We start from the raw sequence: 23142 nt of genomic DNA, 5'->3' as shown, positions 1-23142 counted from the left end.
CGTCGAATCGTGCACCGGGGTCCCGGCGGACCCCTGACCTGCGAAAGGACCTGGGTCCCCGACCCATCCTGACCAGTTCCGCGGGGTCTTGTCCATCCGTGCCGACACCCATGTCCGCCTCCTTCCGCCGGATGGCACGATGGCCCGCGCACCACGACCATCCACCCCACCACCCCAAGGAAGGGACGGGCCCGTGCCTGCTCCGCGGATGAGAACGACACCCCTGCCCGGCATCGGAGTCCAGTACGACTTCACGACCCGGGAGCACCGGCAGCTGTCGGTCATCGCACACCGCGACGGGACCCGGACCGTGAACGTGTACCGGGGCGACGACCCCGACGCCTGCGCGCAGTCGCTGCACCTCACCGAGGCCGAGACGGCCTCCCTGATCGACGCGCTGCTGCCCGCGCACCACAGCCCGAACGTCCTGCACACCACCGACCTGGGCCTCGTCGCCGAACGCGTCGAGCTGTCCGCGCACTCGTACTGGAACGGGCGCGTGCTCGGCGACACCCGGATGCGCACCGAGGCGGGCGCCTCCGTCGTCGCCGTACTGCGCCGCTCCGGGGCGATACCGTCCCCGACGCCCGACTTCCGGCTCGCGGGCGGTGACACGCTCATCGTCATCGGCACCCGCGAGGGCGTCGACGCCGCCGCCGCGATCCTCGGCCGGGAGTGAGGGCCCCGTGCACTCCGCGGTCTTCCTGATCGAATTCGGCGCGATCATCCTCGGGCTCGGCCTCCTCGGACGACTCGCCGGACGGTTCCAGTTCTCTCCCATACCCCTCTACCTCCTCGCGGGGCTCGCCTTCGGCAAGGGCGGTCTGCTGCCCTTCGACGCCAGTGACGAGTTCGTCGCCATCGGCGCCGAGATCGGCGTCATCCTGCTGCTCCTCATGCTGGGCCTCGAATACACGGCGAGCGATCTCGTCTCCAACCTCAAGACCCAGTACCCCGCCGGGCTCGTCGACTTCGCCCTGAACGCCCTGCCCGGCGCCGCCGCCGCGCTGCTCCTCGGCTGGGGCCCGGTCGCCGCCGTCGTCCTCGCCGGTGTCACCTGGATCTCCTCCTCCGGGGTCATCGCCAAGGTCCTCGGCGACCTCGGACGGCTCGGCAACCGCGAGACCCCGGTGATCCTCAGCATCCTGGTCCTCGAAGACCTCGCCATGGCCGTCTACCTGCCGATCATCACGGCCCTGCTCGCCGGGGTCGGCCTCGCGGCCGGCAGCGCCACCCTCGCCATCGCCCTCGGCGTGGCCGGTGCGGTGCTCTTCGTCGCCGTCCGCTACGGGCGCTTGATCTCCCGGTTCGTCTCCAGCGACGACCCGGAGAAGCTCCTCCTCGTGGTCCTCGGCCTGACCCTGCTGGTCGCCGGGATCGCCCAGCAGCTCCAGGTGTCCGCCGCCGTCGGCGCGTTCCTCGTGGGCATCGCCCTCTCCGGTGAGGTCGCCGAGGGCGCCCACACCCTGCTGAGCCCGCTGCGGGACCTGTTCGCCGCCGTGTTCTTCGTCTTCTTCGGACTGCACACCGACCCGAACAGCATCCCCCCGGTGATCCTCCCGGCGCTCGCGCTGGCCGTCGTCACCACCTTCACCAAGATCGCCACCGGTCACTGGGCCGCCCGCCGCGCCGGGATCGGGGTCAAGGGCCGCTGGCGGGCGGGCGGCACCCTGGTGGCCCGCGGCGAGTTCTCCATCGTCATCGCCGGACTCGCCGTCACCGCCGGGGTCCAGCCCCAACTGGGACCCTTCGCCACCGCCTATGTGCTCATCCTCGTGGTGATCGGGCCGCTCACCGCCCGCTACACCGAACCGGTCGCCGCCTACTTCATCGGGCGCCGGACCCCGGTGGCCCCCGCCCCGGAGTCGGCCGCCGTCCTGGAATCCGCCGCCCTCCCGGTCCCAGCCGTTGTCCCGGTGTCGGCCGCCGTCCCGGTCGCCCTCCCGGTGCCAGCCGCCATCCCGGGCGCCGTCCCGGAGCCCGAGCCGGTCCGGACACCCGAGCCGCTGAGGGACCAGGGACCGCTGGGGGACCAGGGACCGTCGAAGGATCCCGGTCCCGTGAAGCGGCCGGAACCGGTGAAGGAGCCGGGCTCGGCCACGGACCCGCTCGACGAGAGCGTTCCCGTGCCGGAGGCCCTTCCCTGACCCGCCCGCACCCGGAGTCCGCCGACCACGTATGAGCGAGTCGGATGGACGGGCCGGATGGACGGGCTGGACGAACGGGCCGGAGCGAGCCGTCCGAGCGTGCCGCCGGGGTGAGCGGGGCCGTGCGGCTCAGTCCGCTATCTCTATCGCCTCCTGCTCGACGGGCCGCCCCTTCGCCGGTTCACGCCCGCCGTCCTTGTGGGTCATGCCCTGGAGGAGCGCCGCGAGGTCCACCCCGGTGGTGGAGGACAGCAGCTCCATGCCCTGGGCGACGTTGTCGGTGACCGTACGGGACAGCTTGCTCGCCCCGTCGGTGGAGATGACCGTCAGCTTGTCCACCGCGGACAGCGGCTCGGACGCCTTCGCCACCACCTGCGGCAGCACCTCGACCAGCATCTGCAGCACGGCCGCGTCACCGTACCGGTCGAAGGCGTCGGCCTTCTTCCGCATCGCCTCGGCCTCGGCGGAGCCCTTCGCGGCGATCGCCGCGGCCTGGGCCTCGCCCTCGATCCGTACGGCGTCGGCGAGGGCCGCGCGGTGGGCCTTCTCACCCTCACCGGTGAGCCTTGCCCGCTGCGCGTCCGCCTCCGCCTCCTTCACCAGGGCGATCCGGCGGGCCTCCGCCTCCTGCTCGGCCTGGTAGCGGGCCGCGTCGGCCGGCTTGCGGACCTCGGTGTCGAGCTGCCGGTCGGTGAGCTCGGCCTGCCGCACCGCGACCTTCTCCCGCTCGCTCAGGATGTCCTGCTGCCGGGCTGCCTCGGCGAGCGGTCCCGCCGCGTTCGCCTGCGCGGCAGCCTCGTCGGTCTGGGCCTTGATCTCGGCCTGCTTCAGGTACAGCGTCCGCTGGGCGATGGCGATCTCCTCCTCCGCCTTCAGCCGCGCCTGCTCGGCGGCGCGCCGGGCGACGGCCTCGGCGATGTCCGCCTCCTGCTTGGCGCGGGCGGCCTCGGGACGGCCCAGGTCCTCCAGGTAGGAGCCCTCGGTGGTGATGTCCTGGATCTGGAAGGCGTCCAGGACCAGGCCCTGCCCGGACAGGCTGGCCTCCGCCTCCTCGGCGACCTGCCCGGCGAAGGCCGCACGGTCCCGGATGATGTCCTCGACCGACATCCGGCCCACGATGGAACGCAGCGCACCGGACAGCACCTCCTGGGTGAACCCCACGATGCCGTTCTGCTGCATCAGGAACCGCTGCGCCGCCGCCCGTATCGAGTCCTCGGTGCCGCCGACCTTGACGATCGCGACCCCCTCCAGGTTCGCCTTCACACCGCGCAGGGTGACCGCGCCGCGCACCGCCACCGGGATGTGGCGGCTCGACAGGTCGAGGGTGAACTTCTGCTGGACGAACGGGACGACGAACACACCGCCGCCCACCACGACCTTCTGGCCGCTGTTGTCGGTGAACACCCGGCCGGTGGCCGGATCGGTGGCCTTCTTGCCGCGCCGACCGGTGATGATGAACGCCTCGCTGGGACCGGCGACCTTGTAGCGCGTGACGACGACGAGGCCGAGCAGCACGACGAGGACGACGATTCCCACCACGGCGGTGAGGACAGGGCTCATGACGAAATCCCCTTGAAGGAAATGAACGGAAGAAAAGACATGAACGGGGAAGGGAGCGGGAAAGGGCGGCGAACCGAATTCCGCGCGGGAACCCGTACCGGATCGGCGGGCCCGGAAGAGGCGCCCCGGAACGGCGGTGCCGTCAGTGGTCCACCGGACGGACGGTGACCGACGTCGGCGACAGAACGGAATCCACCCAGACCTCGGTGCCCCGCGCGACCGGCCCGGTCGACTTCGCCGCGTACTTCACCGGCTGGCCCGCGAGATACAGCAGCACCTCGCCGTACCCGCCGACGGGAATCGCCGTGACGACCGCCCCCGAGGTGCCCGCCAGGTCTTCTCCCCGGGGCGCAGGCTCCCCGCTCCGTATCAGAGCGCGACTGAACCACCAGGTCGACCAGCCCGCGACGACACCCGCGACGACCCCGGAGAGGGTCGCGACGAACGGTCCGGCACCAGCCGCGCCCATCACGACGGCACCGGTGAAACCGAGCGCGGAGACGAATCCGGCGATCACCGGGAGCGAGAGGAATCCATCAGGACCGCCGCCTATGCTTTCCAGAAGCCCGTCGAAGACGAGCGCGAGCGCCAGGACGACCAGTCCCGCGACGCCGAATCCCAGAAACCATCCCATGCGAACCGGCCCCCCTCGTTCTTTCTCGTGCCCTCTCGATGCCCTCGATCCCTTTCCTTTTCCAAATTGTTCCACGTGGGTGGCCTGGGGGATATGGGTGGTACCACCCATTGACTCCCCTAGGGGATCGGCGGCCGTTCAGTACGATGAGTCGCTGATCCGAAGCGGAGGAGGGGCCACATGACGGACCTGAGCGAGGACGGGGCCGAGTTCCCCGCGCGCAGACGCGGACAGGGCGAACTGGAGAACCAGGTGCTCGCCGTGCTGCGCGAGGCGTCGGAGCCCGTACCGGTGGCCTGGGTGCGCGAACGGCTCGGCGGTGGCCTCGCGTACACCACCGTCATCACCATCCTCACGCGCCTCCGGGCGAAGGGTGCCGTCGAACGCGAGCGCGACGGACGTTCCTTCCGGTGGACGGCCGTCGCCGACGAGGCGGGGCTGGCCGCCCTGCGGATGCGCAAGGTCCTGGACGCGGAGGCCGACCGCCAGGCGGTGCTGGCCAGCTTCGTGACCGCACTCCCGCCGAACGAGGAGCGACTCCTTCGTGAACTCCTCGCCCAGAACGCCGAGGAGGAGGAAGGCTGACCGCCATGGGAGTCTTCGTCTTCCTTCCCCTGGTCCTTCCGCTCACCGCGTGGCCGGTCGCCCGCCTCGCCGCACAGCGGCTCCATCCGCGTACCGCGACCCGGCTGCTCTCCGCCGTCGCCGGGGTCTGTGCCGTGTGCAGCACGCTCTGCCTCGGTCTGCTCATGATCGTCGGCACCGCCCAACTGCCGGGCAATCCCCTTCCCGACACCTGGTCCGACCCCGATGTGCGCGCCGCCGTCCCCTATGACGAGATCGCGGGGCGCGCCGCCATCCCCGCCCTCCTCGCCGTCCTCGCCTCCTGCGGCGTGGCCGCCTGGCGCCAGCTCAGGGTGCGCCGCCGGGCCTCGGGGGCGCTCGCCGGGCTGCCGCCGACGTCCGTCGCGGTGCTGCCGGACCGTACCCCCTACGCGTACGCGCTGCCCGGCGGGCGGGGCCGGGTCGTCGTCAGCACCGGAATGCTCGCCGGGCTGACCTCGGCCGAGCGCCGCGCCCTCTTCGCCCATGAGCGCGCCCATCTGGCCGGGCGCCACCACCGTCACCTCCTGACGGTCCATCTGGCGGCGCGGGCGAACCCGTTCCTCCGGCCGCTGCGTACCGCCGTGTCGTACACCGCCGAGCGCTGGGCCGACGAGGAGGCCGCCGCCGAGGTCGGCAGTCGCCGGGTGGTCGCCCGTGCCATCGGGAAGGCGGCGCTGCTCGCGCCCCGGGCTCCCGCGGCCACGCTGCCCGCGCTCGCGGGCGCCGGGCCCGTACCCCGCAGGGTCGCGGCCCTGATGCGCCCGGCTCCGGCCGGTCACGCCTGGCCGCCCGCCTGGACGGCCGTCGGCCTCGCCGCCTGGTGCGCCGCGTTCGGCGCGACCGTGTCGGCCCTGTCGTCCGCCAACTCGGCGGTCGCGCTGTTCCTCGTCCTGCGTGAGGTCGCCGCGCCGGTGTGAGGTGCGGTGCGGTGCGAGAAGCGGGTCGGGGGGCCTCCCTCCGACCCGTTTCGTCCCTCCCCGCCTACAGGTCGAATTCGTGCGGGGGGAGGCCGAGGGTGTGGCAGGCTTCGCGGACGGCGGCTTGTTCGGTCTGGTCGAAGTGGCCGTCGGCGCCGCCGATGACGATGCCGATCTGGATGACGGCGCGGGCTTCGGCGGGCTTCTTCTTCGCCTTGGCGATCTCCTGGAGGACGCCGACCCGGCCGAAGTCGAAGTCGGCGGCGAGGGTGTCGAGGTGGGCGTCGAAGCGGCGCCGTAGGTCGGCCGCGTCGAAGTTCCGCAGGACCTCGTTGGCCGCGATGAGCTGGGCGACCCGCTGGCGCTCGGCGGGGTCGACGGTGCCGTCGGCGGCGGCGACCAGCGCGCACATGGCCATCGAGGCGTCCCGGAAGGCACCGGACCGCAGATCGTTCTTCTTCGCCGTCAACTGGGTCTGCATCGTCGATGCGGACTCCCTGACGCGGTCCCACAGGGCCATGAACACTCCAGACGTCGATTACTTCTACGCTTCTGTAGAACGTGGTGATGATCTGAAGGGTTCCCGGGGGAGCCGAGAGCCTCATGAGGGACGGGAGGGGCAGGAGGGGCGGGAGCGAGGGAAAGGGCGGCTGGGTCTGTCAGAGCCCCGCGAGTCCGAGCGAGGCCCACAGCGCCACCGTCGAGGCCGTGAGGGCGGCCGGAACCGTCAGGAGGCCCAGCCTGGTGAACTCCCCGAGGGCCACCGGGTGCTCGTGCTCCCGGGCGATCCGCCGCCAGAGGAGCGTCGCGAGGGACCCGGCGTACGTGAGGTTCGGTCCGATGTTCACCCCGAGCAGGACCGCGAGCACCGCCCCCGGGCCCGTGGCCGCCACCAGCGGGACCAGGGCGAGGGTCGCGGGCAGGTTGTTGATGAGGTTGGCGAGCACGGCGGCGACGGCGGCGATCCCGAGCAGCGCCGGGAGGGAGGTGCCGTCCGGCAGGACGTGGCCGAGGAGGGCCCCGAGGCCGTTGTCGACGACGGCCCGTACGACGACGCCGAGGGCCAGGACGAACGCCAGGAACGGCAGTGCGGCCGAACGCGCCAGCGCGCGCGGGGTCGTATGCCGCCGCGCCAGGGCCCGTACGGCGAGGACGGCGGCGCCCATCGCCGCCGCCCACGCGGGATCGATCCCGGTCGCCGACGCCACGGCGAAGCCGACCAGGGTCGCGGCGACGGTCAGCAGGGCGAACAGAGGAACGGGAGCGGGCGGCGGAGGCTCGACCGGAGCCGCGGGAGCGGCCAGATCGCGCGTGAAGAAACGCCGGAAGACCACGTACTCGATCGCGATCGCGGTCAGCCAGGGGAGCAGCATCAGCAGCGCGAACCGGGTGAAGCCGAGACCGCTGGCCGTGAAAGCGAGCAGGTTCGTCAGGTTGGACACGGGCAGCAGCAGCGAGGCGGTGTTCGCGAGATGGGCGCTCGCGTAGGCGTGCGGTGCGGGACGGACCCCCATCCTGGCGGCGGTCACGAACACCACCGGAGTGAGCAGGACGACCGTCGCGTCCAGGCTGAGGACGGCGGTGATCAGCGAGGCCAGGGCGAACATGGCGCCGAGCAGCCGCCGTGGGCGACGGTCTGCCCAGCGGGCCGTCCATGTGCCGCACCCCCGGAAGAGCCCCTCGTCGTCGCAGAGCTTGGCGAGAACGAGGACGGCGGCCAGGAAACCGATCACCGGACCGAGGCGTTCCGCCTCCTGGAGCGCCGCTTCGGGAGTGATCGCGCCCACGGCGAGGACGGCGCCCGCGGCGGGCACGGCGAAGACCGCCTCGGGCAGCCGGAACGGGCGGACGACGGCGCAGACCAGCACCACGGCGAGGGCGAGTGCGGACACGGACGTGACGAGCATGTGCCCGATCATCCGGGTCGCCCCGAGTCGGCGTGTCGGCGGGTACGGCCACGGGGGCGGGCCGGTCGGAGAGCGTCCGGCGGCGCGGGCGCGGCGATCCACGGCGGGGGCCCGCCCGGCGGTGGACTCGGGGAATCCGGCGGTCAGGTAGGGGAGCGGCTGGCCCGACAGGAGGGGAAGCGGTCGGTCCGACAGGAGGGAGAGCGGCCGGTCCGGTGGTCGGATGGCGCCCATACCCCAGACTTCTGCAACGTGACATTGTACAATGCGACCTCGGTAACTTCCCGGAGGGCGCACGATGGGTGACCTGAGACAGTACGGCCTGGTCAGGGCGCAGGAACGACTCCGCGACCAGGTCGGCCACGCCCTCCGTGCCGCGCTCATCGCGGGCGAACTGCGCCCCGGCCAGATCTACTCCGCACCCGGACTCGCGGGCGACCTCGGCGTCTCCGCCACCCCGGTCCGCGAGGCCATGCTCGACCTGGCGCGGGAAGGACTCGTCGAACCCGTCCGCAACAAGGGCTTCCGCATCACCGAGGTCAGCGAACGGGACCTCGACCAGTACACCGAACTGCGCACCCTCATCGAGGTCCCCACCATCGGACGCGTCACGCGGACGGCGGACCGGGAGCGGCTGGAGGCGCTGCGGCCGGTCGCCGAGGAGATCGTCGCCCGCGCCCGGCAGCACGACCTCATCGGCTACCTGGAGGCGGACCGCCGCTTCCATCTGGCGGTCCTCGCCCTCTCCGGCAACGGCCGCCTGGTCGAGACCGTGAGCGAACTGCGCAAACGCTCCCGCCTCTACGGTCTGAACGGGCTCGACGAGGCGGGCAGGCTCGTCTCCTCCGCCGAGGAACACCTCGAACTCCTCGACCTGATGATCGCCGGGGACGCGGCGGGCGCCCAGGCGTGCATGATGCGCCACCTCGGCCACGTCCGTTCCCTGTGGGCCGTCGCCCACGACGAACCGGCCGCCGCACGCGAACCGGGTCGGGCCGCCGTCCGCGAACCGGATCGCGCCCGCACGGACGGACCGGGTCGTCCCGCCGCGAGCGAACCCGGTCGGACCGCCACCCGGGGCCTCGAACCGGCCGGGCACCACGGCTGACGGAGCTACCGGGACCCCCCCCGGGAACCCTGAGATGTCCCGGACCCCACGACGACACCGGGCCCCGGAAACATCTCGGGGACCTGGAAGCGACCCGGACGCGCCCCGGAGGCCGACCCGGAAGCGACCCGGACGCGCCCCGGAGACCGACCCGGAAGCGACCCGGACGCACCCCGGACACGGACCCGGACGCGACCCGGATTCCAGGAGTCCGAAGACGCCCCGGAAGCACCCGGAGAACACCCCGGCGACACCCCCGGAGGGCCTTGGAACGCCGGGGGAACCCGGTCCTCCCGGCCTCTCCGGAATTCCCAACTCGCCCGGGTCGGGCGGGAATCCCACCATCTGGACAGCATCTTGAAGCTCTATATGCTGACACCATGCTTTCTGCCGCCTCCGCGCCCGCGAACGCCACTCCTCCCTTCCCCGTCGCGCCCGTCCCGGCCACCGCCGCCCGGCTGGCCGACGTCGGCTCGTCACCGGTACGGGAGATCCTGGCGCTCACCGCGCGGCCCGAGGTGATCTCCTTCGCGGGCGGTCTCCCGGCGCCGGAACTGTTCGACGTCGAGGGCATCCGGGCGGCGTACGACCGGGTCCTGACGGACAACCCGGAATACGCCCTCCAGTACTCCACGACCGAGGGCGACCCGGAACTGCGCGCGACCGTCGCCGACCGGCTCACCGCCCGCGAACTGCCCACCGGGCCCGACGACCTGCTCGTCACCACCGGCTCGCAGCAGGCCCTCACCCTCCTCACCACCGCGCTCGTCGAGCCCGGCTCGGTCGTCCTCGTCGAAGACCCCTGCTACCTCGCCGCCCTGCAGACCTTCGGCTTCGCCGGTGCCCGGATCGTCCCCGTCCCCACCGACGACCAGGGCATCGTCCCGGCCGCCCTGGAAGAGATCGCCGCCCGCGAGAAGCCCACGCTCCTCTACCTCGTCCCCACCTTCCAGAACCCGACGGGCCGCACCCTGCCCGCCGAGCGCCGCCACGCGGTCGCCGAGGCCGCCGCACGGCACGGCTTCTGGATCGTCGAGGACGATCCGTACGGCGAACTGCGCTACGAGGGCGAGCGCGTCCCCTTCGTCGCCGCCGACCCCCTCGCCGCCGACCGCACCGTCCTGCTCGGTTCCTTCTCCAAAGTGATGGCCCCCGGCCTGCGGCTCGGCTACCTGCGCGCCCCCGCCGGACTGCGGCGCTCCTGCGTGATCACCAAGCAGGCCGCCGACCTGCACACCTCCACCGTCGACCAGGCGGCTGCCGCGCGCTACCTGCGGGACAGCGACCTCGACGCACACGTCGAAGTCATCCGGGCCGCCTACCGGGAGCGCCGGGACGCGATGCTCGACGGACTGCCCGGAGCCCTGCCCGAGGGCAGCCGGTGGAACAGACCTGAGGGCGGCATGTTCATCTGGGCGACCCTGCCCGAGGGGCACGACGCGACGGCGCTGCTCACCACCGCGATCGGCCACGAGGTGGCGTACGTGCCGGGGGCGCCGTTCTTCTGCGGAGAGCCGGACCCGGGCGCGATGCGCCTCTCGTTCACCACACACTCGGCGGACGAGATCAGGGAAGGGCTCCGGAGGCTGGCGAAGAGCTTCACCTAGGGCGTCCACCCACCCGTCGACGCGAGGCCCGTGGAGGACAGAACATCATGACCCGGTACGACCTGGACATCCTCGCCTCCGACCAGGAACGGTTCCGGGCGGAGGAACGACTGCGGGCCGCCGTGGAGAGCGGCCGTCTCACCCTGGCCGAACTCTCCCCCCGGCTCGACGAGGTGCACGCCTCCCGCACCCGGGCAGATCTGGAGACCGCCTGCCGCGGCCTGCCCGCACCAGGACCCCGCGACTCCCTCGTGGTCGACCGCGCCCCGACCTCGCGGGGCTTCCTCGCCGGGATCTTCGGCGGGTTCCAGCGCAAGGGAGCCTGGGTCGTACCGCCCAGGATGACCCTCTGGTCCATGTGGGGCGGCGGCAGACTGGACCTGACGGAAGCACGCTTCAGCCATCAGGACACCGAGATCCGCGCCGTCGCCCTCTGGGGCGGCACCAGGATCGTGGTCCCCGAGGACATCGACGTCGAGGTGCGCGGACTCGGGCTGTTCGGCGTCTTCGACAGACGCGCCGCCAGGAAGACCGGCACCCCGGGAGCTCCACGCCTCGTCATCAAGGGACTTGCACTCTTCGGCGCGGTGGTGACCCGCACCAAGAAGTGACGGTCCGACCGTGGAACGCCGTCCTCCGGACGCCGCTCCACCCGCCCACCGCGCGTACGGGCGGGCAGATGCCCGCACCCGGGCCGACCGGCCCTCCGCGCCCGCCGTGCTGTCCTCCCTCACCATCACCTCGTGTCGTTGTTGGGCCGAACGGGTGAGGAGCGGGAGGATGGGCCCATGAGTAGGTACGAGAGGTACGACGTCACCGACGAGCAGTGGGAGGGCCTCGCCCAGGTCGTGCCCCTGCGCGGTCGTGACGAATGGCCGTCCAGGGTCGACCACCGCACGATGCCCGAGCAGTACGAATCCGCCGAACAGCGCCGCATGGTCGTGCTCCGGGTGCAGGTGTTCGCCGACGCCCGCGAGGTCGCCGAGTACCTCACCGCGCAGATCCCGGTGCTCCTCGATCTGACCAGCGCCGACACCGAGGTCGCCAAGCGCATCCTCGACTTCAGCAGCGGCGTCGTCTTCGGGCTCGGCAGCGGAATGCACCGCGTCGACCGGAACGTCTTCCTCCTCGCCCCCGCCGGCACCGAGGTCGAGGGCGCCGAGGGCGAGGACGAGGAGGACGTCATGAGTGGCAGGACCGCCGGAGTCCCCCGAACGTAGGAAGGTCATCTAGACGTAACGGTTCGTCAGGGAATGGACTGCGTACGGTCCGGGCATGGATCTCACCGGCGGCCCCGCGCTCGCCCGCACGCCAGACGCCTCTTTCCCCGCCGTCCCCTCCCCGGCCGCCCCCGCCCGGACCACGGCCGCCACCGGCCCGGCCACGGCCTTCGCCCCTCCGGCATCGTCCGCCCCCGGCCCGGCCGTCGACGCCCCCGCCCCGGCCGCCGACGCTCTGGTCCCGGCCCAGGCCGGTCCGGCTCCACGAGTCCCGGCCCCCGCCGCTCCGGCCGCCGCCGTCCCACCCGGACAGCGGGGCGGGAGCGGCGGGCGGCTCCACACCCGGCCAGCCGTCACCGAACTGCGCCTGTCCGCCTTCGCCGGTCACCGCTCCGCCACCCTCCCCCTGGGACCCGTCACGCTCTTCGCCGGACCCAGCGGCAGCGGCAAGTCCACCACCCTGAGGGCGTACGAGGCACTCGCCCGGCTCGGCGCGGGCGACCCGCTCGAAGAGGTCTTCCCCGACGCCGCGGACCTCGTCCCCGAGCGCGCCAGGCCCGACGCCCAGGGCAGGCGCGGCTTCCGGATCGGATGCACCGTCGACGGGCCCGAGGGCCCCGTCCACCTCGATCTCGCGGTCCAGGCGGAACCCGAGCTCCGCATCGTCGGCGAACGGCTCACCGGCCGCGGTCGCACCCTGCTCTCCACCGCGCTGCGCGACCCCGGCCGCTCCAGCGTCCAGGCCGAATGGCACACCGCGGGCACCACCCCCGTCACCCGCGCCCCGCTCCCCGACGACCTCCTCGGTACGGCCCTGCTGCCGCTGAGGGTCGCGGGCAAGACCAAGGGGCAACTGGAGGTCCTCGCCGCCGCCGAACAGGTCGTCATCGGACTCCGGTCGGCCTTCTCCTGCGACCCCCGGCCGGAGGGGATGCGGGCGCCCGTACCCGTGGGCGAGGGACGCCTGCGGCGCGGCTGCGACAACCTCGCCGAGGTCCTGCATCGCACCCACAACGACTGCCCGCGCCGCCACCAGCGCTTCGCCACCGTGGCGGGGGCGGGCTGCGTCGGCGCCGTCACGGGAGTCGGCGTCCAGGAACTGCCCGAGGGCACCGTCCGCGCGGTCCTCGAACGGGGCGGCCGTCCCGTCACCCCGCTCAGTCGCCTCGGCGACGGCGAACTGCGTTACCTGGCACTCGCGCTGACACTGCTCACCGGCCCCGGAGTCCTCGCTATGGACCGGATCGCCGAGGTGCCCGACGCCATGCAGTCCCTGACACTGCTCGCGGACGGCCTCGACCGGGGGCTCGACGAGCGGCAGGCGCGCGGACTGCTCGGACTGGCCGTGGACATCGCCGCCGACGGACACATCCGGCTCGCGGGCACGGCAGGCTCGCGGACGGGGGGGATGGCGCGCCCGATGCCGGGGGTGACCGTGGTGGACCTGGAGCCATGAGGGCCGCCCCGTCCGCCAGGCCCGTGACGGGTGGGGGAGGAGAAGGGTGGTAGACCTGGGCGGATGACCGACAACGACGTAGCGGGACTGCAGCGCAGGCTGGCCGCATTCGCGGCCGCCCGCGACTGGCAGCCCTTCCACACCCCCAAGAACCTGGCGGCGGCCCTCAGCGTGGAGGCGTCCGAACTCCTGGAGATCTTCCAGTGGTTGACGCCTGAGCAGGCCGAACGGGTGATGGAAGAACCCGAGTCCGCGCACCGGGTGGCGGACGAGGTGGCGGACGTGCTCGCCTACCTCCTCCAGTTCTGCGCGGTACTCGGGGTCGATCCGCTGGAGGCGCTCGCGGCCAAGATCAAGCGGAACGAAGTCCGCTTCCCGGCGCGGAAGAGCGGCGAAGAGACGACGAAGGACCCCGGGACGACCCCGGGAGCCGGCGCGGAAGAGGCTTCCGAGGCGGCTCCGGACGGAGATCGTCACTCTTCGGAGTGATCGACTTGTCCCCGTCGGGCCGCCTGTCCACAGATTTCCGAATTCCCCTGCCGTTGGGGCTCAGCCTGCCTCACTCTGGGTAATGGAATGAATGAGTGGATAAGTCGTTCGAACGGGGGCGGTGTTGATGGAGGCGGAACGGCTCATCGGGCTCGGCCGACAGGCGTTGGCGGAGAGCGGCACGGCGCAGGACATCGTGGCGGAAGCCTGGCAGGCCCAGGCCCTCGCCCAGGCCATAGGGAACCGGCTCGCGCTCTGCGGACCGCAGGAACTGCGCGGCGAGGCGCGGGGGCTGAGCGAGACCGGCGACTCCCCGGCCTGGGGGCCCGGCGGCCCGAGGGCGGCCCGGCTGACGGAAGTAGCCGACCCCCACGGGGCGTTGACCGCGCTGGGGGCACTGCTCGGAGAAGTGGGGATCGCCCTCGTCGGGGTGGCGTGCGCCACCGACGAGGAAGGGCTCTACTGGGCGTGCATCGAGGCCATCGACGCGGCGGACGAGTCGAGCGACCGGGTGCGGGGAATGCTGCACCGTCTCGCGGTGCGCGACGGGGAGCGGGCCCGCCCTCCCGACCCGGCGCGCGGCCGGGCGGGCCCCGGACGGGGCCCGTCATGAGGGGAGCGGCGGCGGACGCGCTGGAAGCGGTGGTGCCCGTGCTGTCCGGGCTCGTGGCGGTCCGCCGCACGACGGACCGGCGTGTGGGGACCGGCGCCCTCCCGCGGACCACCTTCCTCCGCCTCCGCGCGAAGCTCCGCCGTGCCGTGTTCCGCCTCCTGGCGGTCGGCGGCGGACCGGTGGTCGGCGTCCGACCGGGTGAGATCGGCGGAGAGCGCCGCCATCGGCTCCTCCATCTGCTGGAGCAGGCCCTTGGCGGCACAGCATCCCTTCCGCTCGGGCACGGACCGCGACACCGGCGGCTCGGGTACGGCCCGCTCCGGCGCGGCTTCCCGGGACCCGGGGGACTCCTCGGTCCGGACCCCGACGAGGGCGGGACACGGAAGAGAGCGGCGCACCGGCATCGGCCGTCGGCACGTGGGCCGGGCGGTCGGGCTCCGCCCGAGCCGACGACGGGCGCCGGGTCACGGTCACTGACCGGGGCGGACGCCGCCCACCAGGAGGGCGCGATATTCACCCGACCGGGGCGGGACCCCGGCGGGCTGACGGAAAGGTCGACCCGCACCGGGCGGTGCAGGATGGAGGCATGGACCTTCGCATCTTCACGGAGCCCCAGCAGGGGGCCGACTACGACACCCTCCTCGCCGTGGCCCGCGCCACCGAGGAACTCGGATTCGACGCCTTCTTCCGGTCGGACCATTATCTCCGGATGGGTTCCGCCGATGGGCTTCCCGGGCCGACGGACGCCTGGATCACCCTGGCCGGGCTCGCCCGGGAGACCCGGCGGATCAGGCTCGGCACACTGATGACAGCCGGTACGTTCCGGCTGCCCGGCGTCCTCGCCATCCAGGTCGCCCAAGTGGACCGGATGTCCGGCGGCCGGGTCGAACTGGGACTCGGCGCGGGCTGGTTCGAGGAGGAGCACAAGGCCTACGGCATCCCGTTCCCGAAGGAGAAGTTCGCCCGGCTGGAGGAGCAGCTGGCGATCGTCACCGGTCTGTGGGAGACCGAGGTCGGCGAGACCTTCAGCTACGACGGCACGTACTACCAGCTCACCGAATCGCCCGCACTGCCCAAGCCCGCGCAGGACCGCATCCCGGTCCTCATCGGCGGACACGGAGCGAGCCGCACACCGCGCCTGGCCGCGCGGTACGCGGACGAGTTCAACATCCCGTTCGCCTCCCTGGAGGACACCGAGCGGCAGTTCGGCCGGGTCCGGGCCGCCGCCGAGGCCATCGGGCGGGCACCCGGCGACCTCGTGTACTCCAACGCGCTGGTCGTCTGCGTCGGCAAGGACGACGCCGAAGTGGCCCGGCGTGCCGAAGCCATCGGGCGGGACGTGGCCGAGCTGAAGGCCAACGGGCTCGCGGGTTCACCCGCCGAGGTCGTCGACAAACTGGGGCGGTACGCGGCCGTCGGCTCCTCCCGGGTCTACCTCCAGGTCCTCGACCTGGACGACCTGGACCACCTGGAGCTGATCTCCTCCCGGGTCCAGTCACAGCTGGGATGAGCGGGGCAGCCCGATGAAACCGGCCCGCGCACTGGCCGAAGCCCTCAGGACGGGCGTCCTCGTCCTCGACGGCGGACTCTCCAACCAACTGGAGGCGCAGGGATGCGACCTCTCGGACGCGCTCTGGTCCGCCCGGCTCCTCGCGGACGGCCCCGAGCAGATCGAGGCGGCCCACACGGCGTACGTACGGGCCGGGGCGCGGGTGCTGATCAGCTCCGGCTACCAGGCGACCTTCGAAGGCTTCGCCGAGCGGGGCATGGACAGGAAGGAGACGGCAGGGCTGTTCGCCCGGAGCGTGGAGCTGGCGAGGGCGGCGGGCGAACGAACCGGCGAGGAGGTGTGGGTCGCGGCGTCGGTCGGACCGTACGGCGCGATGCTCGCGGACGGCAGCGAGTACCGGGGACGGTACGGGTTGTCCGTACGGGAACTGGAGGCGTTCCACCGTCCACGGATCGAGGCGCTCGCCGAGGCGGGGCCCGACGTGCTGGCGCTGGAGACCGTGCCGGACATGGAGGAGGCCGAGGCCCTGCTGCGGGCCGCCGAGGGGTGCGGGGTGCCGGTGTGGCTCTCGTACACGGTGGACGGCGGCCGGACCCGGGCCGGGCAGGACCTCGCGGAGGCCTTCGCGGTCGCCGCCGGGAACGAACAGGTCGTGGCGGTCGGAGTGAACTGCTGCGACCCGGCCGGGGCGAGGGACGCCGTGGCGCTCGCCGTCGCCGTGACCGGACGGCCGGGCGTGGTCTACCCGAACAGCGGGGAACGGTGGGACGCCGCCGCGCACGACTGGCACGGCGGCTCCACCTTCGACCCGGCCCGCGCCACCGACTGGGCCACGGCGGGCGCCCGCCTGATCGGCGGCTGCTGCCGGGTCGGCCCGAGAGTGATCGAGGACGTCGACGCGGCTTTGTCGACGTATCGGGTCTGAGGGGAAGGGGAGGGGGGAGGGGGGGAGGGGGAGCCCCCCCCGAAAGGTGCTCCCGAGAGGAGCCTCCCGGGGCAAGCGCCCCCTCCCCCCTCCCCCCGCTCGCCTCTCCCTCTCCCCCTCCCCCGAAAATGCGTGGTCGCCGTGGGTGGGGGGTCGACATACTCGACCGTGTGTTCCTGACGATCAGTACGACCGGCGATCCGGAGAGTCCCGCGACCGATCTCGGCTTTCTGCTGCACAAGCATCCTGAGCGGGCGCAGGTGTTCTCGACTTCTCACGGCGCGGCGCACGTCTTCTATCCGGAGGCGGGCGTCGAGCGGTGTACGGCGGCGCTCCTTCTGGAGGTGGACCCCGTGGCGTTGGTGCGCCGGGGGAGGGGCAAGGGCAGGGGTGGTGCGCCGGATTCGGCGCTCGCGCAGTATGTGAACGACCGGCCCTACGCGGCGTCCTCGCTGCTGGCGGTGGCGTTGGCGAAGGTCTTCAAGACGGCGCTGCACGGGGTGTGCGGGGCGATGCCGGAGCGGGCGGCGGCGCCGTTGCCGCTGCGGGTGGAGGTGCCGGTGCTGCCCGCGCGGGGCGGGCCCAGGCTGGTGCGCGCGTTGTTCGGGCCCTTGGGCTGGGACACGGTGGAGGCCGAGCCGCTGGCTCTGGACGGGCGGTTCCCCGAGTGGGGCGACTCGCGGTACGTGCGGCTGGTCCTGGAGGGGGAGCTGCGGCTCGCGGACGCCCTCAACCATCTGTACGTCCTGCTGCCGGTGCTCGACGACGCCAAGCACTACTGGGTCGCGCCCGACGAGGTGGACAAGCTGCTGCGTGCCGGGGACGGCTGGCTCGCCGGGCACCCCGAGCGCGAGCTGATCACCGCCCGGTACCTGTCCCGGCGCCGGGGTCTGGCGCGGGAGGCGACGGAACGGCTGGAGCTGGTGCGGCTCGCGGAGGCCGAGGGGCTGGACGTGGACGAGGTGGACAACGCCGTCGACGAGACGGAGGACACCGAGGATCGGCCGGTGCCGCTGGCCGAGCGGCGGCGGGCGGCGATCCTCGCCGTCCTGACGTCGGCGGGGGCGGCCCGTGTCCTCGATCTGGGGTGCGGCCAGGGCCAGTTGGTGCAGGCGCTGCTCAGGGACGTCCGGTTCACGGAGGTCGTCGGCGTCGACGTGTCGGTCCGCGCGCTGACCGTGGCCGCGCGGCGGCTGCGGCTCGACCGGATGGGGGAGCGGCAGGCGGCCCGCGTCCGTCTGGTGCAGGGCTCGCTCGCGTACACCGACAAGCGTCTGGGCGGTTATGACGCGGCCGTGCTCAGCGAGGTGATCGAGCACCTGGACCTGTCGAGGCTGCCGGCCCTGGAGTACGCGGTGTTCGGTGCGGCGAAGCCGCGCACGGTGGTGGTGACGACGCCGAACGTCGAGTACAACGTGCGCTGGGAGTCGCTGCCCGCCGGGCACGTCCGGCACGGCGACCACCGTTTCGAGTGGACCCGCGAGGAGTTCCGGAGCTGGGCGGAGACGGTCGCCGGGCGGTACGGGTACGGCGTCGGGTTCACCCCCGTCGGCCCGGACGACCCGGAGGTCGGTCCGCCCACCCAGATGGCCGTCTTCACCCGTACCGCCGACCTGCCCATGGAGAAGGAGGGACGGGCATGACCGTTCCCGTCGAGCGCCGGGCGCTCCCCGTCCCCGACCTGTCCCTGGTGGTGCTCGTCGGGGCCACCGGTTCCGGCAAGTCCACTTTCGCGCGGCGGCACTTCAAGCCGACCGAGATCATGTCCTCCGACTTCTGCCGGGGGCTCGTCGCCGACGACGAGAACGACCAGTCGGCGAGCCGGGACGCCTTCGACGTCCTCCACTACATCGCGGGCAAGCGTCTCGCGGCGGGACGGCTGACGGTCGTCGACGCGACCAATGTGCAGCAGGAGGCGCGGCGGCAGCTGGTGCGGCTGGCCCGGGAGCACGACGTGCTGCCCGTCGCGATCGTCCTCGATCTGCCCGAGGCGGTGTGCCGGGAGCGCAACGAGGGCCGTCCCGACCGGGCGGACATGCCCGCGCACGTCATCGGACGGCACCGGCGCGAGCTGCGCCGCTCGCTGCGCGGTCTGGAACGGGAGGGCTTCCGGAAGGTCCATGTGCTGCGTTCCGTCGAGGAGGTCGAGGCGGCCGAGGTCGTCATGGAGCGCCGTTTCAACGATCTGCGTCAGCTGACCGGGCCGTTCGACGTGATCGGTGACGTGCACGGCTGCCGTTCCGAGCTGGAGACCCTGCTCGCGCGGCTCGGCTACGTCGACGGCCGTCACCCCGAGGGGCGTACGGCGGTCTTCGTCGGCGACCTCGTGGACCGGGGGCCCGATTCGCCGGGGGTGCTGCGCCGGGTGATGGGGATGGTCGCCTCGGGCGACGCGCTGTGCGTCCCCGGGAACCACGAGAACAAGCTCGGCCGTTGGCTGAAGGGCCGGAAGGTGCGGGAGACCCACGGTCTCGCCGAGACGATCGAGCAGCTGGGGCGGGAGAGCGAGGAGTTCCGCGCCGAGGTCGGACGGTTCATCGACGGGCTCGTCAGCCACTACGTCCTCGACGGCGGGAACCTCGTCGTGTGTCACGCCGGGCTGCCGGAGAAGTACCACGGCCGTACGTCCGGGCGGGTGCGGTCGCACGCGCTGTACGGGGACACCACGGGCGAGACCGACGAGTTCGGGCTGCCGGTGCGCTATCCGTGGGCGGAGGATTACCGTGGGCGGGCGGCCGTCGTCTACGGGCACACGCCCGTGCCCGACACCTCGTGGATCAACAACACCCTCTGTCTCGACACCGGGGTCGTCTTCGGCGGGAAGATGACCGCGCTGCGCTGGCCCGAGCGGGAACTCGTCGACGTACCGGCCGAACGGGTCTGGTACGAGCCGGCGAGGCCGCTCGCCACCGGGGTGCCCGGCGGGCATCAGGGGCGGCCCCTCGACCTGGCCGACGTGCACGGGCGGCGGACCGTGGAGACCCGGCAGTTCGGGAACGTCGCCGTACGGGAGGAGAACGCGGCGGCGGCCCTGGAGGTGATGAGCCGGTTCGCGGTCGATCCGCGGCTGCTCGCCCATCTGCCGCCGACGATGGCGCCGACCGCGACCTCGAAGGAGGACGGTTATCTGGAGCACCCGGCCGAGGCCTTCGCCCAGTACCGGGCGGACGGCGTCGAGCGGGTCGTGTGCGAGGAGAAGCACATGGGCTCCCGGGCCGTGGCCCTGGTCTGCCGGGACGCGGCGGCGGCCCGCGAGCGGTTCGGCGTCGAGGAGGAGGGGGTGACCGGAGCGCTCCACACCCGTACCGGACGGCCCTTCTTCGACGACCGGGAGGTCACCGAGCGGGTCCTCGACCGGCTGCGGACCGCGATCGGGGCCGCCGGGCTGTGGGCCGAACTGGACACGGACTGGCTGCTGCTCGACGGCGAGCTGATGCCGTGGTCGCTCAAGTCGATGGGGCTGCTGCGCGCGCAGTACGCGGCGGTCGGCGCGGCTTCGGGGGCGGTCCTGCCGGAAGCGGTCTCCGCGCTCGAACGGGCGGTGGCGCGCGGGGTCGGGGGCGTGGACGGGCTGCTCGGGCGGCAGCGGGAGCGGACGGTGGACGCGGCGGCCTTCACGGAGGCGTACCGGAGGTACTGCTGGCCGACCGAGGACCTGGACGGTGTGCGGTTCGCGCCGTTCCAGGTGCTCGCGGCGCGCGGGCGTTCGCTGGCGGCGGTGCCGCACGACGAGCAGCTCTCCTGGCTCGACCGGCTCGTGGAGCACGATCCGACGGGTCTCCTCCAGGTCACCCGCAGGCTGGTCGTCGACACGGGCGACGAGGAGTCGGTCCGCGCGGGCACGGACTGGTGGCTGGAGCTGACCGGTGCGGGCGGCGAGGGCATGGTGGTCAAGCCGTTGGCCGCGCTCGTCCGCGACCGGAAGGGACGGCTCGCGCAGCCGGGCGTGAAGGTGCGCGGCCGGGAGTACCTGCGGATCATCTACGGTCCCGAGTACACGCGGCCGGAGAACCTGGAGCGGCTGCGGCAGCGTTCCCTCGGGCACAAGCGTTCGCTCGCGCTCCGTGAGTACGCGCTCGGCCTCGAAGCGCTCGACCGGCTCGCGGACGGGGAACCGCTCTGGCGGGTCCACGAGACCGTCTTCGCGGTCCTCGCCCTGGAGTCGGAACCGGTGGACCCTAGGCTCTGAGCGGCCGGGCGGAGGCGAAGCCTCCCCCGGTCCCGGGTCACCGGTCCCGGGTCACCGGTCCCGGGTCACCGGTCCCGGGTCCCGGGTGGAGCCGTGGGCGGGTTCGCGGCCGGGGCGGGGCCGCGCGGAAGGGAAAGGTGGCGATCCATTCGTTCCCCGGGTGGTGTCCGGTGGAGGGGTGTGCGGTCTCCGGGAGGTTCTCGTGGGGATTCCGTGGGCACATCACGGGGGCGCAGGGGTGTCGGGGGTGGCGCTCCCCTGCGCCCCCCGTGCCGGTTGACGCGTTTCCCCCGTACCTCTAGCGTTCTTCACCCCGTGACGTGACACAGCGTCAACAACGTGACGTCACAAGGCGCATGGGACGGAAACGTACGCGCGAACGCGCCGGTCGATCACCGGCAGGCGGTCTTCCCCGGAGGGCCCGACGACGGTACGGGGGTGAGCGCGGTGAGTCTCTTCGGCCAGGACCGGTCGTTTCTCCACGCCCTCCCGCCCGCCGACCGCAGGGCGCTGCTCGCCGAGGGCGCCCGGCGGGTCTTCGCGCCCGGGGAGGTGATGATCCGCGAACGCGACACCAGCGCCTACGTCCTCGCGCTCCTCTCCGGCTGGGCCGTCGTCTCGGTCGGCACCGAGCGCGGCTCGCGGCTCATCCTCGCCCTCCGGGGCGAGGGCGAGGTCGTGGGGGACCTCGCCGCCGTGGACCGGCGCCCGCGCAGCGCCAGCGTCACCGCCCTCGGCACGGTCGAGGCGGTGGCGATCTCCGGTGACCGGTTCCGGCGCTTCCTCGCCGCCCGGCCGCACGCCACCTCGCTGATCCTGCGGCAGCTCGCCACCCGGCTGCGCAGCGCCGACGTGGAGCGCCGCTCGCTCGCCTCCGAGACCGTCCTCCAGCGTCTCGCGGCCCGGCTCGTCGAACTGGCCGAACGCGCCGGACGGCGGGGCGACACCGGGACCGTACTGGAACTCCCGCTTCCGCAGCACGATCTGGCCGCCGCCGTCGGGGCCACCCGGGAGGCGGTGGCCAAGGCCCTGCGGCTGCTGCGGGAGCAGGGCGTGGTCCGCACCGCGCACCGCACCGTCGTCGTCCTCGACATGCGGGTGCTCGTGCTGCTCGCGGAGGGGCGCGCCCGCCCCGGCGCGGGTTCGGCGGACGAATCTCCGCCGGGTGTGTAAACGGCTACATCGCCGATCGCGGGACGCGGTCAGTCTGGACGCACGGCATCACGGCACGAACGGCACCGGGGCATCACACAGGGAGTCCGAGAGTGAGCACTGCGGGACGGAACGGGCAAGCGGGCGGCGAACCGGCCGGGATCCACCGGTTCGTGGTCTTCGGGGACATCTGCGGCTCCGGGTCGCTGGACCTGGCGGAGAAGAAGCTCCAGCGGGCGGCGATGTACGAGGCGTTCGACGAGGCGTTCGGCTCGGTCGGCGTCGAGCCCGGCACCTTCCACCAGGAGGACCGGGGGGACGGCATCCTCGCCGCGCTGCGGCCCGACGTGCCGCCGACGCTGATGGTCGGCCGGTGGATCGACACCCTGTACGAGAGCCTGCGCGACCACAACCAGGGGCGCGGGGCGCCGCTGCGGCTGCGGATCGGGATGAACGCGGGGCTCGTCGTCCGGGACCGGCACGGGCTCGTGGGCCGTGCGGTGGACCTCGCCGCCCGGCTCTGCGACAGCGCCCCGGCCAAGCGGATCATGGACGAGGCCCCCGGGGTCGACCTGCTGGTCGTCGTCTCGGACTGGCTGTACGCGAGCGTGGTCGCCGAGGGCGGGCGGTACGTGGAGCCCGGTCACTACCGGGCGGCCCGGGTCCGCGCCAAGGAGACCGACGAGACCGCCTGGTTCCACGTGCCGCGCCTCCCCGCGCCGCCGCTCCTCGGAGCCGACGGGGACCGGGCGCGGGGGGACGAGGGGGCGCCGCCGACGCCGTCCGCCCGAGGGGAGCGGGCGGCGGAGGGGCCACGGACCGGCGTTGGGGCGGGGGGGGGGGGCGGCCCCAACGCCCCGGGCCGGTGGAGGGAACCGTACGTACCGGGTCGGGGGCGATCTGCTCGACGTCCACGGCAACACCATCCACGGCGGGTTCACCGGCATCCGGAAGGACGCGCGCCCCGGGCCCGGCGCGGGCGGGGACGGGTCCAGGGGGAAGGGCGGGGTCCAGGGGAAGGGCGAGGTCCAGGGGAGGGACGCGGCGGGGGACCCCCTCGCGGACTCGGCGGCGGACGCCGGGCCCGGGGCGGGTGAGGCGC

The 23142-nt window shown here is 73.1% G+C and carries 21 protein-coding genes; 17 read left to right on the top strand and 4 right to left on the bottom strand.

The annotated features are described in order from the left end of the window. Positions 1-208: 208 nt before the first annotated feature. Positions 209-679 (top strand): cation:proton antiporter regulatory subunit, encoded by a 471-nt coding sequence (locus ACFXGN_RS13220; RefSeq protein WP_384857502.1) that lies wholly within the window; start codon positions 209-211, stop codon positions 677-679. Between the two features lie 7 nt (positions 680-686). Then, positions 687-2147, top strand: a complete 1461-nt coding sequence (locus ACFXGN_RS13215; RefSeq protein ID WP_384857499.1) for a cation:proton antiporter — start codon at positions 687-689, stop codon at positions 2145-2147. Between the two features lie 129 nt (positions 2148-2276). On the opposite strand, the gene ACFXGN_RS13210 is transcribed toward ACFXGN_RS13215, so the two are convergent. Together ACFXGN_RS13210 and ACFXGN_RS13205 are read right to left on the bottom strand one after the other, a co-directional pair. Then, positions 2277-3707, bottom strand: a complete 1431-nt coding sequence (locus tag ACFXGN_RS13210; RefSeq protein WP_384857496.1) for a flotillin family protein — start codon at positions 3705-3707, stop codon at positions 2277-2279. A gap of 142 nt (positions 3708-3849) precedes the next feature. Next, positions 3850-4341, bottom strand: a complete 492-nt coding sequence (locus ACFXGN_RS13205) for a hypothetical protein (protein WP_384857493.1) — start codon at positions 4339-4341, stop codon at positions 3850-3852. A 180-nt stretch (positions 4342-4521) separates the two neighbouring features. Here ACFXGN_RS13205 and ACFXGN_RS13200 point away from each other — a divergent pair, with 180 nt between their 5' ends. Continuing rightward, on the top strand, positions 4522-4926 hold the full coding sequence (locus ACFXGN_RS13200; protein ID WP_384857490.1) for a BlaI/MecI/CopY family transcriptional regulator: 405 nt from the start codon (positions 4522-4524) through the stop codon (positions 4924-4926). A gap of 5 nt (positions 4927-4931) precedes the next feature. Next, positions 4932-5864, top strand: a complete 933-nt coding sequence (locus tag ACFXGN_RS13195) for a M56 family metallopeptidase (protein WP_384857487.1) — start codon at positions 4932-4934, stop codon at positions 5862-5864. A gap of 64 nt (positions 5865-5928) precedes the next feature. Here ACFXGN_RS13195 and ACFXGN_RS13190 read toward each other — a convergent pair whose 3' ends face one another. Continuing rightward, on the bottom strand, positions 5929-6384 hold the full coding sequence (locus ACFXGN_RS13190) for a tellurite resistance TerB family protein (protein WP_384857484.1): 456 nt from the start codon (positions 6382-6384) through the stop codon (positions 5929-5931). 139 nt (positions 6385-6523) lie between these two features. Then, positions 6524-7771: an SLC13 family permease gene (locus ACFXGN_RS13185; RefSeq protein ID WP_384857481.1), complete on the bottom strand. Its 1248-nt coding sequence runs from the start codon at positions 7769-7771 to the stop codon at positions 6524-6526. A gap of 298 nt (positions 7772-8069) precedes the next feature. On the opposite strand from ACFXGN_RS13185, the gene ACFXGN_RS13180 reads away from it, so the two are divergent. The 13 genes from ACFXGN_RS13180 to ACFXGN_RS13120 all read left to right on the top strand — a co-directional run bounded on the left by ACFXGN_RS13180 (position 8070) and on the right by ACFXGN_RS13120 (position 23137). Further along, positions 8070-8879: a GntR family transcriptional regulator gene (locus ACFXGN_RS13180; protein WP_384857479.1), complete on the top strand. Its 810-nt coding sequence runs from the start codon at positions 8070-8072 to the stop codon at positions 8877-8879. A 380-nt stretch (positions 8880-9259) separates the two neighbouring features. Further along, a complete protein-coding gene (locus ACFXGN_RS13175; RefSeq protein ID WP_384857476.1) occupies positions 9260-10486 on the top strand; it encodes a PLP-dependent aminotransferase family protein in 1227 nt (408 codons plus the stop codon). A 47-nt stretch (positions 10487-10533) separates the two neighbouring features. Continuing rightward, complete coding sequence (locus tag ACFXGN_RS13170; RefSeq protein ID WP_384857472.1) at positions 10534-11097, top strand: DUF1707 domain-containing protein; 564 nt, start codon at positions 10534-10536, stop codon at positions 11095-11097. A 177-nt stretch (positions 11098-11274) separates the two neighbouring features. Further along, positions 11275-11706, top strand: coding sequence for a cell division protein SepF (locus tag ACFXGN_RS13165; RefSeq protein WP_384857469.1), 432 nt, complete (start codon positions 11275-11277; stop codon positions 11704-11706). Positions 11707-11761: 55 nt separating this feature from the next. Beyond that, positions 11762-13162, top strand: coding sequence for an AAA family ATPase (locus tag ACFXGN_RS13160; RefSeq protein WP_384857466.1), 1401 nt, complete (start codon positions 11762-11764; stop codon positions 13160-13162). A 63-nt stretch (positions 13163-13225) separates the two neighbouring features. Beyond that, a complete protein-coding gene (locus ACFXGN_RS13155; RefSeq protein ID WP_384857463.1) occupies positions 13226-13651 on the top strand; it encodes a nucleotide pyrophosphohydrolase in 426 nt (141 codons plus the stop codon). Between the two features lie 127 nt (positions 13652-13778). Further along, positions 13779-14264: a DUF6099 family protein gene (locus ACFXGN_RS13150; RefSeq protein WP_384857460.1), complete on the top strand. Its 486-nt coding sequence runs from the start codon at positions 13779-13781 to the stop codon at positions 14262-14264. Positions 14265-14850: 586 nt separating this feature from the next. Continuing rightward, the gene (locus ACFXGN_RS13145; protein ID WP_384857457.1) at positions 14851-15774 is read left to right on the top strand and encodes an LLM class F420-dependent oxidoreductase; all 924 of its coding nucleotides are present in this window, start codon (positions 14851-14853) and stop codon (positions 15772-15774) included. 13 nt (positions 15775-15787) lie between these two features. Continuing rightward, positions 15788-16699 (top strand): homocysteine S-methyltransferase, encoded by a 912-nt coding sequence (mmuM, locus tag ACFXGN_RS13140; protein ID WP_384857454.1) that lies wholly within the window; start codon positions 15788-15790, stop codon positions 16697-16699. A 170-nt stretch (positions 16700-16869) separates the two neighbouring features. Further along, the gene (locus ACFXGN_RS13135) at positions 16870-18342 is read left to right on the top strand and encodes a 3' terminal RNA ribose 2'-O-methyltransferase Hen1 (RefSeq protein WP_384857452.1); all 1473 of its coding nucleotides are present in this window, start codon (positions 16870-16872) and stop codon (positions 18340-18342) included. Further along, positions 18339-20888, top strand: a complete 2550-nt coding sequence (locus ACFXGN_RS13130; RefSeq protein WP_384857449.1) for a polynucleotide kinase-phosphatase — start codon at positions 18339-18341, stop codon at positions 20886-20888. The genes ACFXGN_RS13135 and ACFXGN_RS13130 overlap by 4 nt, the downstream gene beginning before the upstream one ends. A gap of 447 nt (positions 20889-21335) precedes the next feature. Then, entirely contained in the window at positions 21336-22061 is a 726-nt protein-coding gene (locus ACFXGN_RS13125) for a Crp/Fnr family transcriptional regulator (protein WP_384857753.1), read from the top strand. Between the two features lie 92 nt (positions 22062-22153). After that, positions 22154-23137 (top strand): hypothetical protein, encoded by a 984-nt coding sequence (locus tag ACFXGN_RS13120; RefSeq protein ID WP_384857445.1) that lies wholly within the window; start codon positions 22154-22156, stop codon positions 23135-23137. Positions 23138-23142: the final 5 nt, after the last annotated feature.

The sequence above is a fragment of the Streptomyces sp. NPDC059247 genome (assembly GCF_042754005.1).
GTDB lineage: Bacteria > Actinomycetota > Actinomycetes > Streptomycetales > Streptomycetaceae > Streptomyces.
The sequence above is the reverse complement of the archived record's forward strand: the minus strand, read 5'-3'. Positions and strand labels throughout refer to the sequence as shown.

What these genes read in the sequence shown, in the direction of transcription:
- ACFXGN_RS13220 (WP_384857502.1), top strand. Translation starts at nt 209, where the DNA reads ATGAGAACGACACCCCTGCCCGGCATCGGAGTCCAGTACGACTTCACG.
- ACFXGN_RS13210 (WP_384857496.1), bottom strand. Translation starts at nt 3,707, where the DNA reads ATGAGCCCTGTCCTCACCGCCGTGGTGGGAATCGTCGTCCTCGTCGTG.
- ACFXGN_RS13205 (WP_384857493.1), bottom strand. Translation starts at nt 4,341, where the DNA reads ATGGGATGGTTTCTGGGATTCGGCGTCGCGGGACTGGTCGTCCTGGCG.
- ACFXGN_RS13200 (WP_384857490.1), top strand. Translation starts at nt 4,522, where the DNA reads ATGACGGACCTGAGCGAGGACGGGGCCGAGTTCCCCGCGCGCAGACGC.
- ACFXGN_RS13195 (WP_384857487.1), top strand. Translation starts at nt 4,932, where the DNA reads ATGGGAGTCTTCGTCTTCCTTCCCCTGGTCCTTCCGCTCACCGCGTGG.
- ACFXGN_RS13190 (WP_384857484.1), bottom strand. Translation starts at nt 6,384, where the DNA reads ATGGCCCTGTGGGACCGCGTCAGGGAGTCCGCATCGACGATGCAGACC.
- ACFXGN_RS13185 (WP_384857481.1), bottom strand. Translation starts at nt 7,771, where the DNA reads ATGCTCGTCACGTCCGTGTCCGCACTCGCCCTCGCCGTGGTGCTGGTC.
- ACFXGN_RS13180 (WP_384857479.1), top strand. Translation starts at nt 8,070, where the DNA reads ATGGGTGACCTGAGACAGTACGGCCTGGTCAGGGCGCAGGAACGACTC.
- ACFXGN_RS13175 (WP_384857476.1), top strand. Translation starts at nt 9,260, where the DNA reads ATGCTTTCTGCCGCCTCCGCGCCCGCGAACGCCACTCCTCCCTTCCCC.
- ACFXGN_RS13170 (WP_384857472.1), top strand. Translation starts at nt 10,534, where the DNA reads ATGACCCGGTACGACCTGGACATCCTCGCCTCCGACCAGGAACGGTTC.
- ACFXGN_RS13165 (WP_384857469.1), top strand. Translation starts at nt 11,275, where the DNA reads ATGAGTAGGTACGAGAGGTACGACGTCACCGACGAGCAGTGGGAGGGC.
- ACFXGN_RS13160 (WP_384857466.1), top strand. Translation starts at nt 11,762, where the DNA reads ATGGATCTCACCGGCGGCCCCGCGCTCGCCCGCACGCCAGACGCCTCT.
- ACFXGN_RS13155 (WP_384857463.1), top strand. Translation starts at nt 13,226, where the DNA reads ATGACCGACAACGACGTAGCGGGACTGCAGCGCAGGCTGGCCGCATTC.
- ACFXGN_RS13150 (WP_384857460.1), top strand. Translation starts at nt 13,779, where the DNA reads ATGGAGGCGGAACGGCTCATCGGGCTCGGCCGACAGGCGTTGGCGGAG.
- ACFXGN_RS13145 (WP_384857457.1), top strand. Translation starts at nt 14,851, where the DNA reads ATGGACCTTCGCATCTTCACGGAGCCCCAGCAGGGGGCCGACTACGAC.
- mmuM (WP_384857454.1), top strand. Translation starts at nt 15,788, where the DNA reads ATGAAACCGGCCCGCGCACTGGCCGAAGCCCTCAGGACGGGCGTCCTC.
- ACFXGN_RS13130 (WP_384857449.1), top strand. Translation starts at nt 18,339, where the DNA reads ATGACCGTTCCCGTCGAGCGCCGGGCGCTCCCCGTCCCCGACCTGTCC.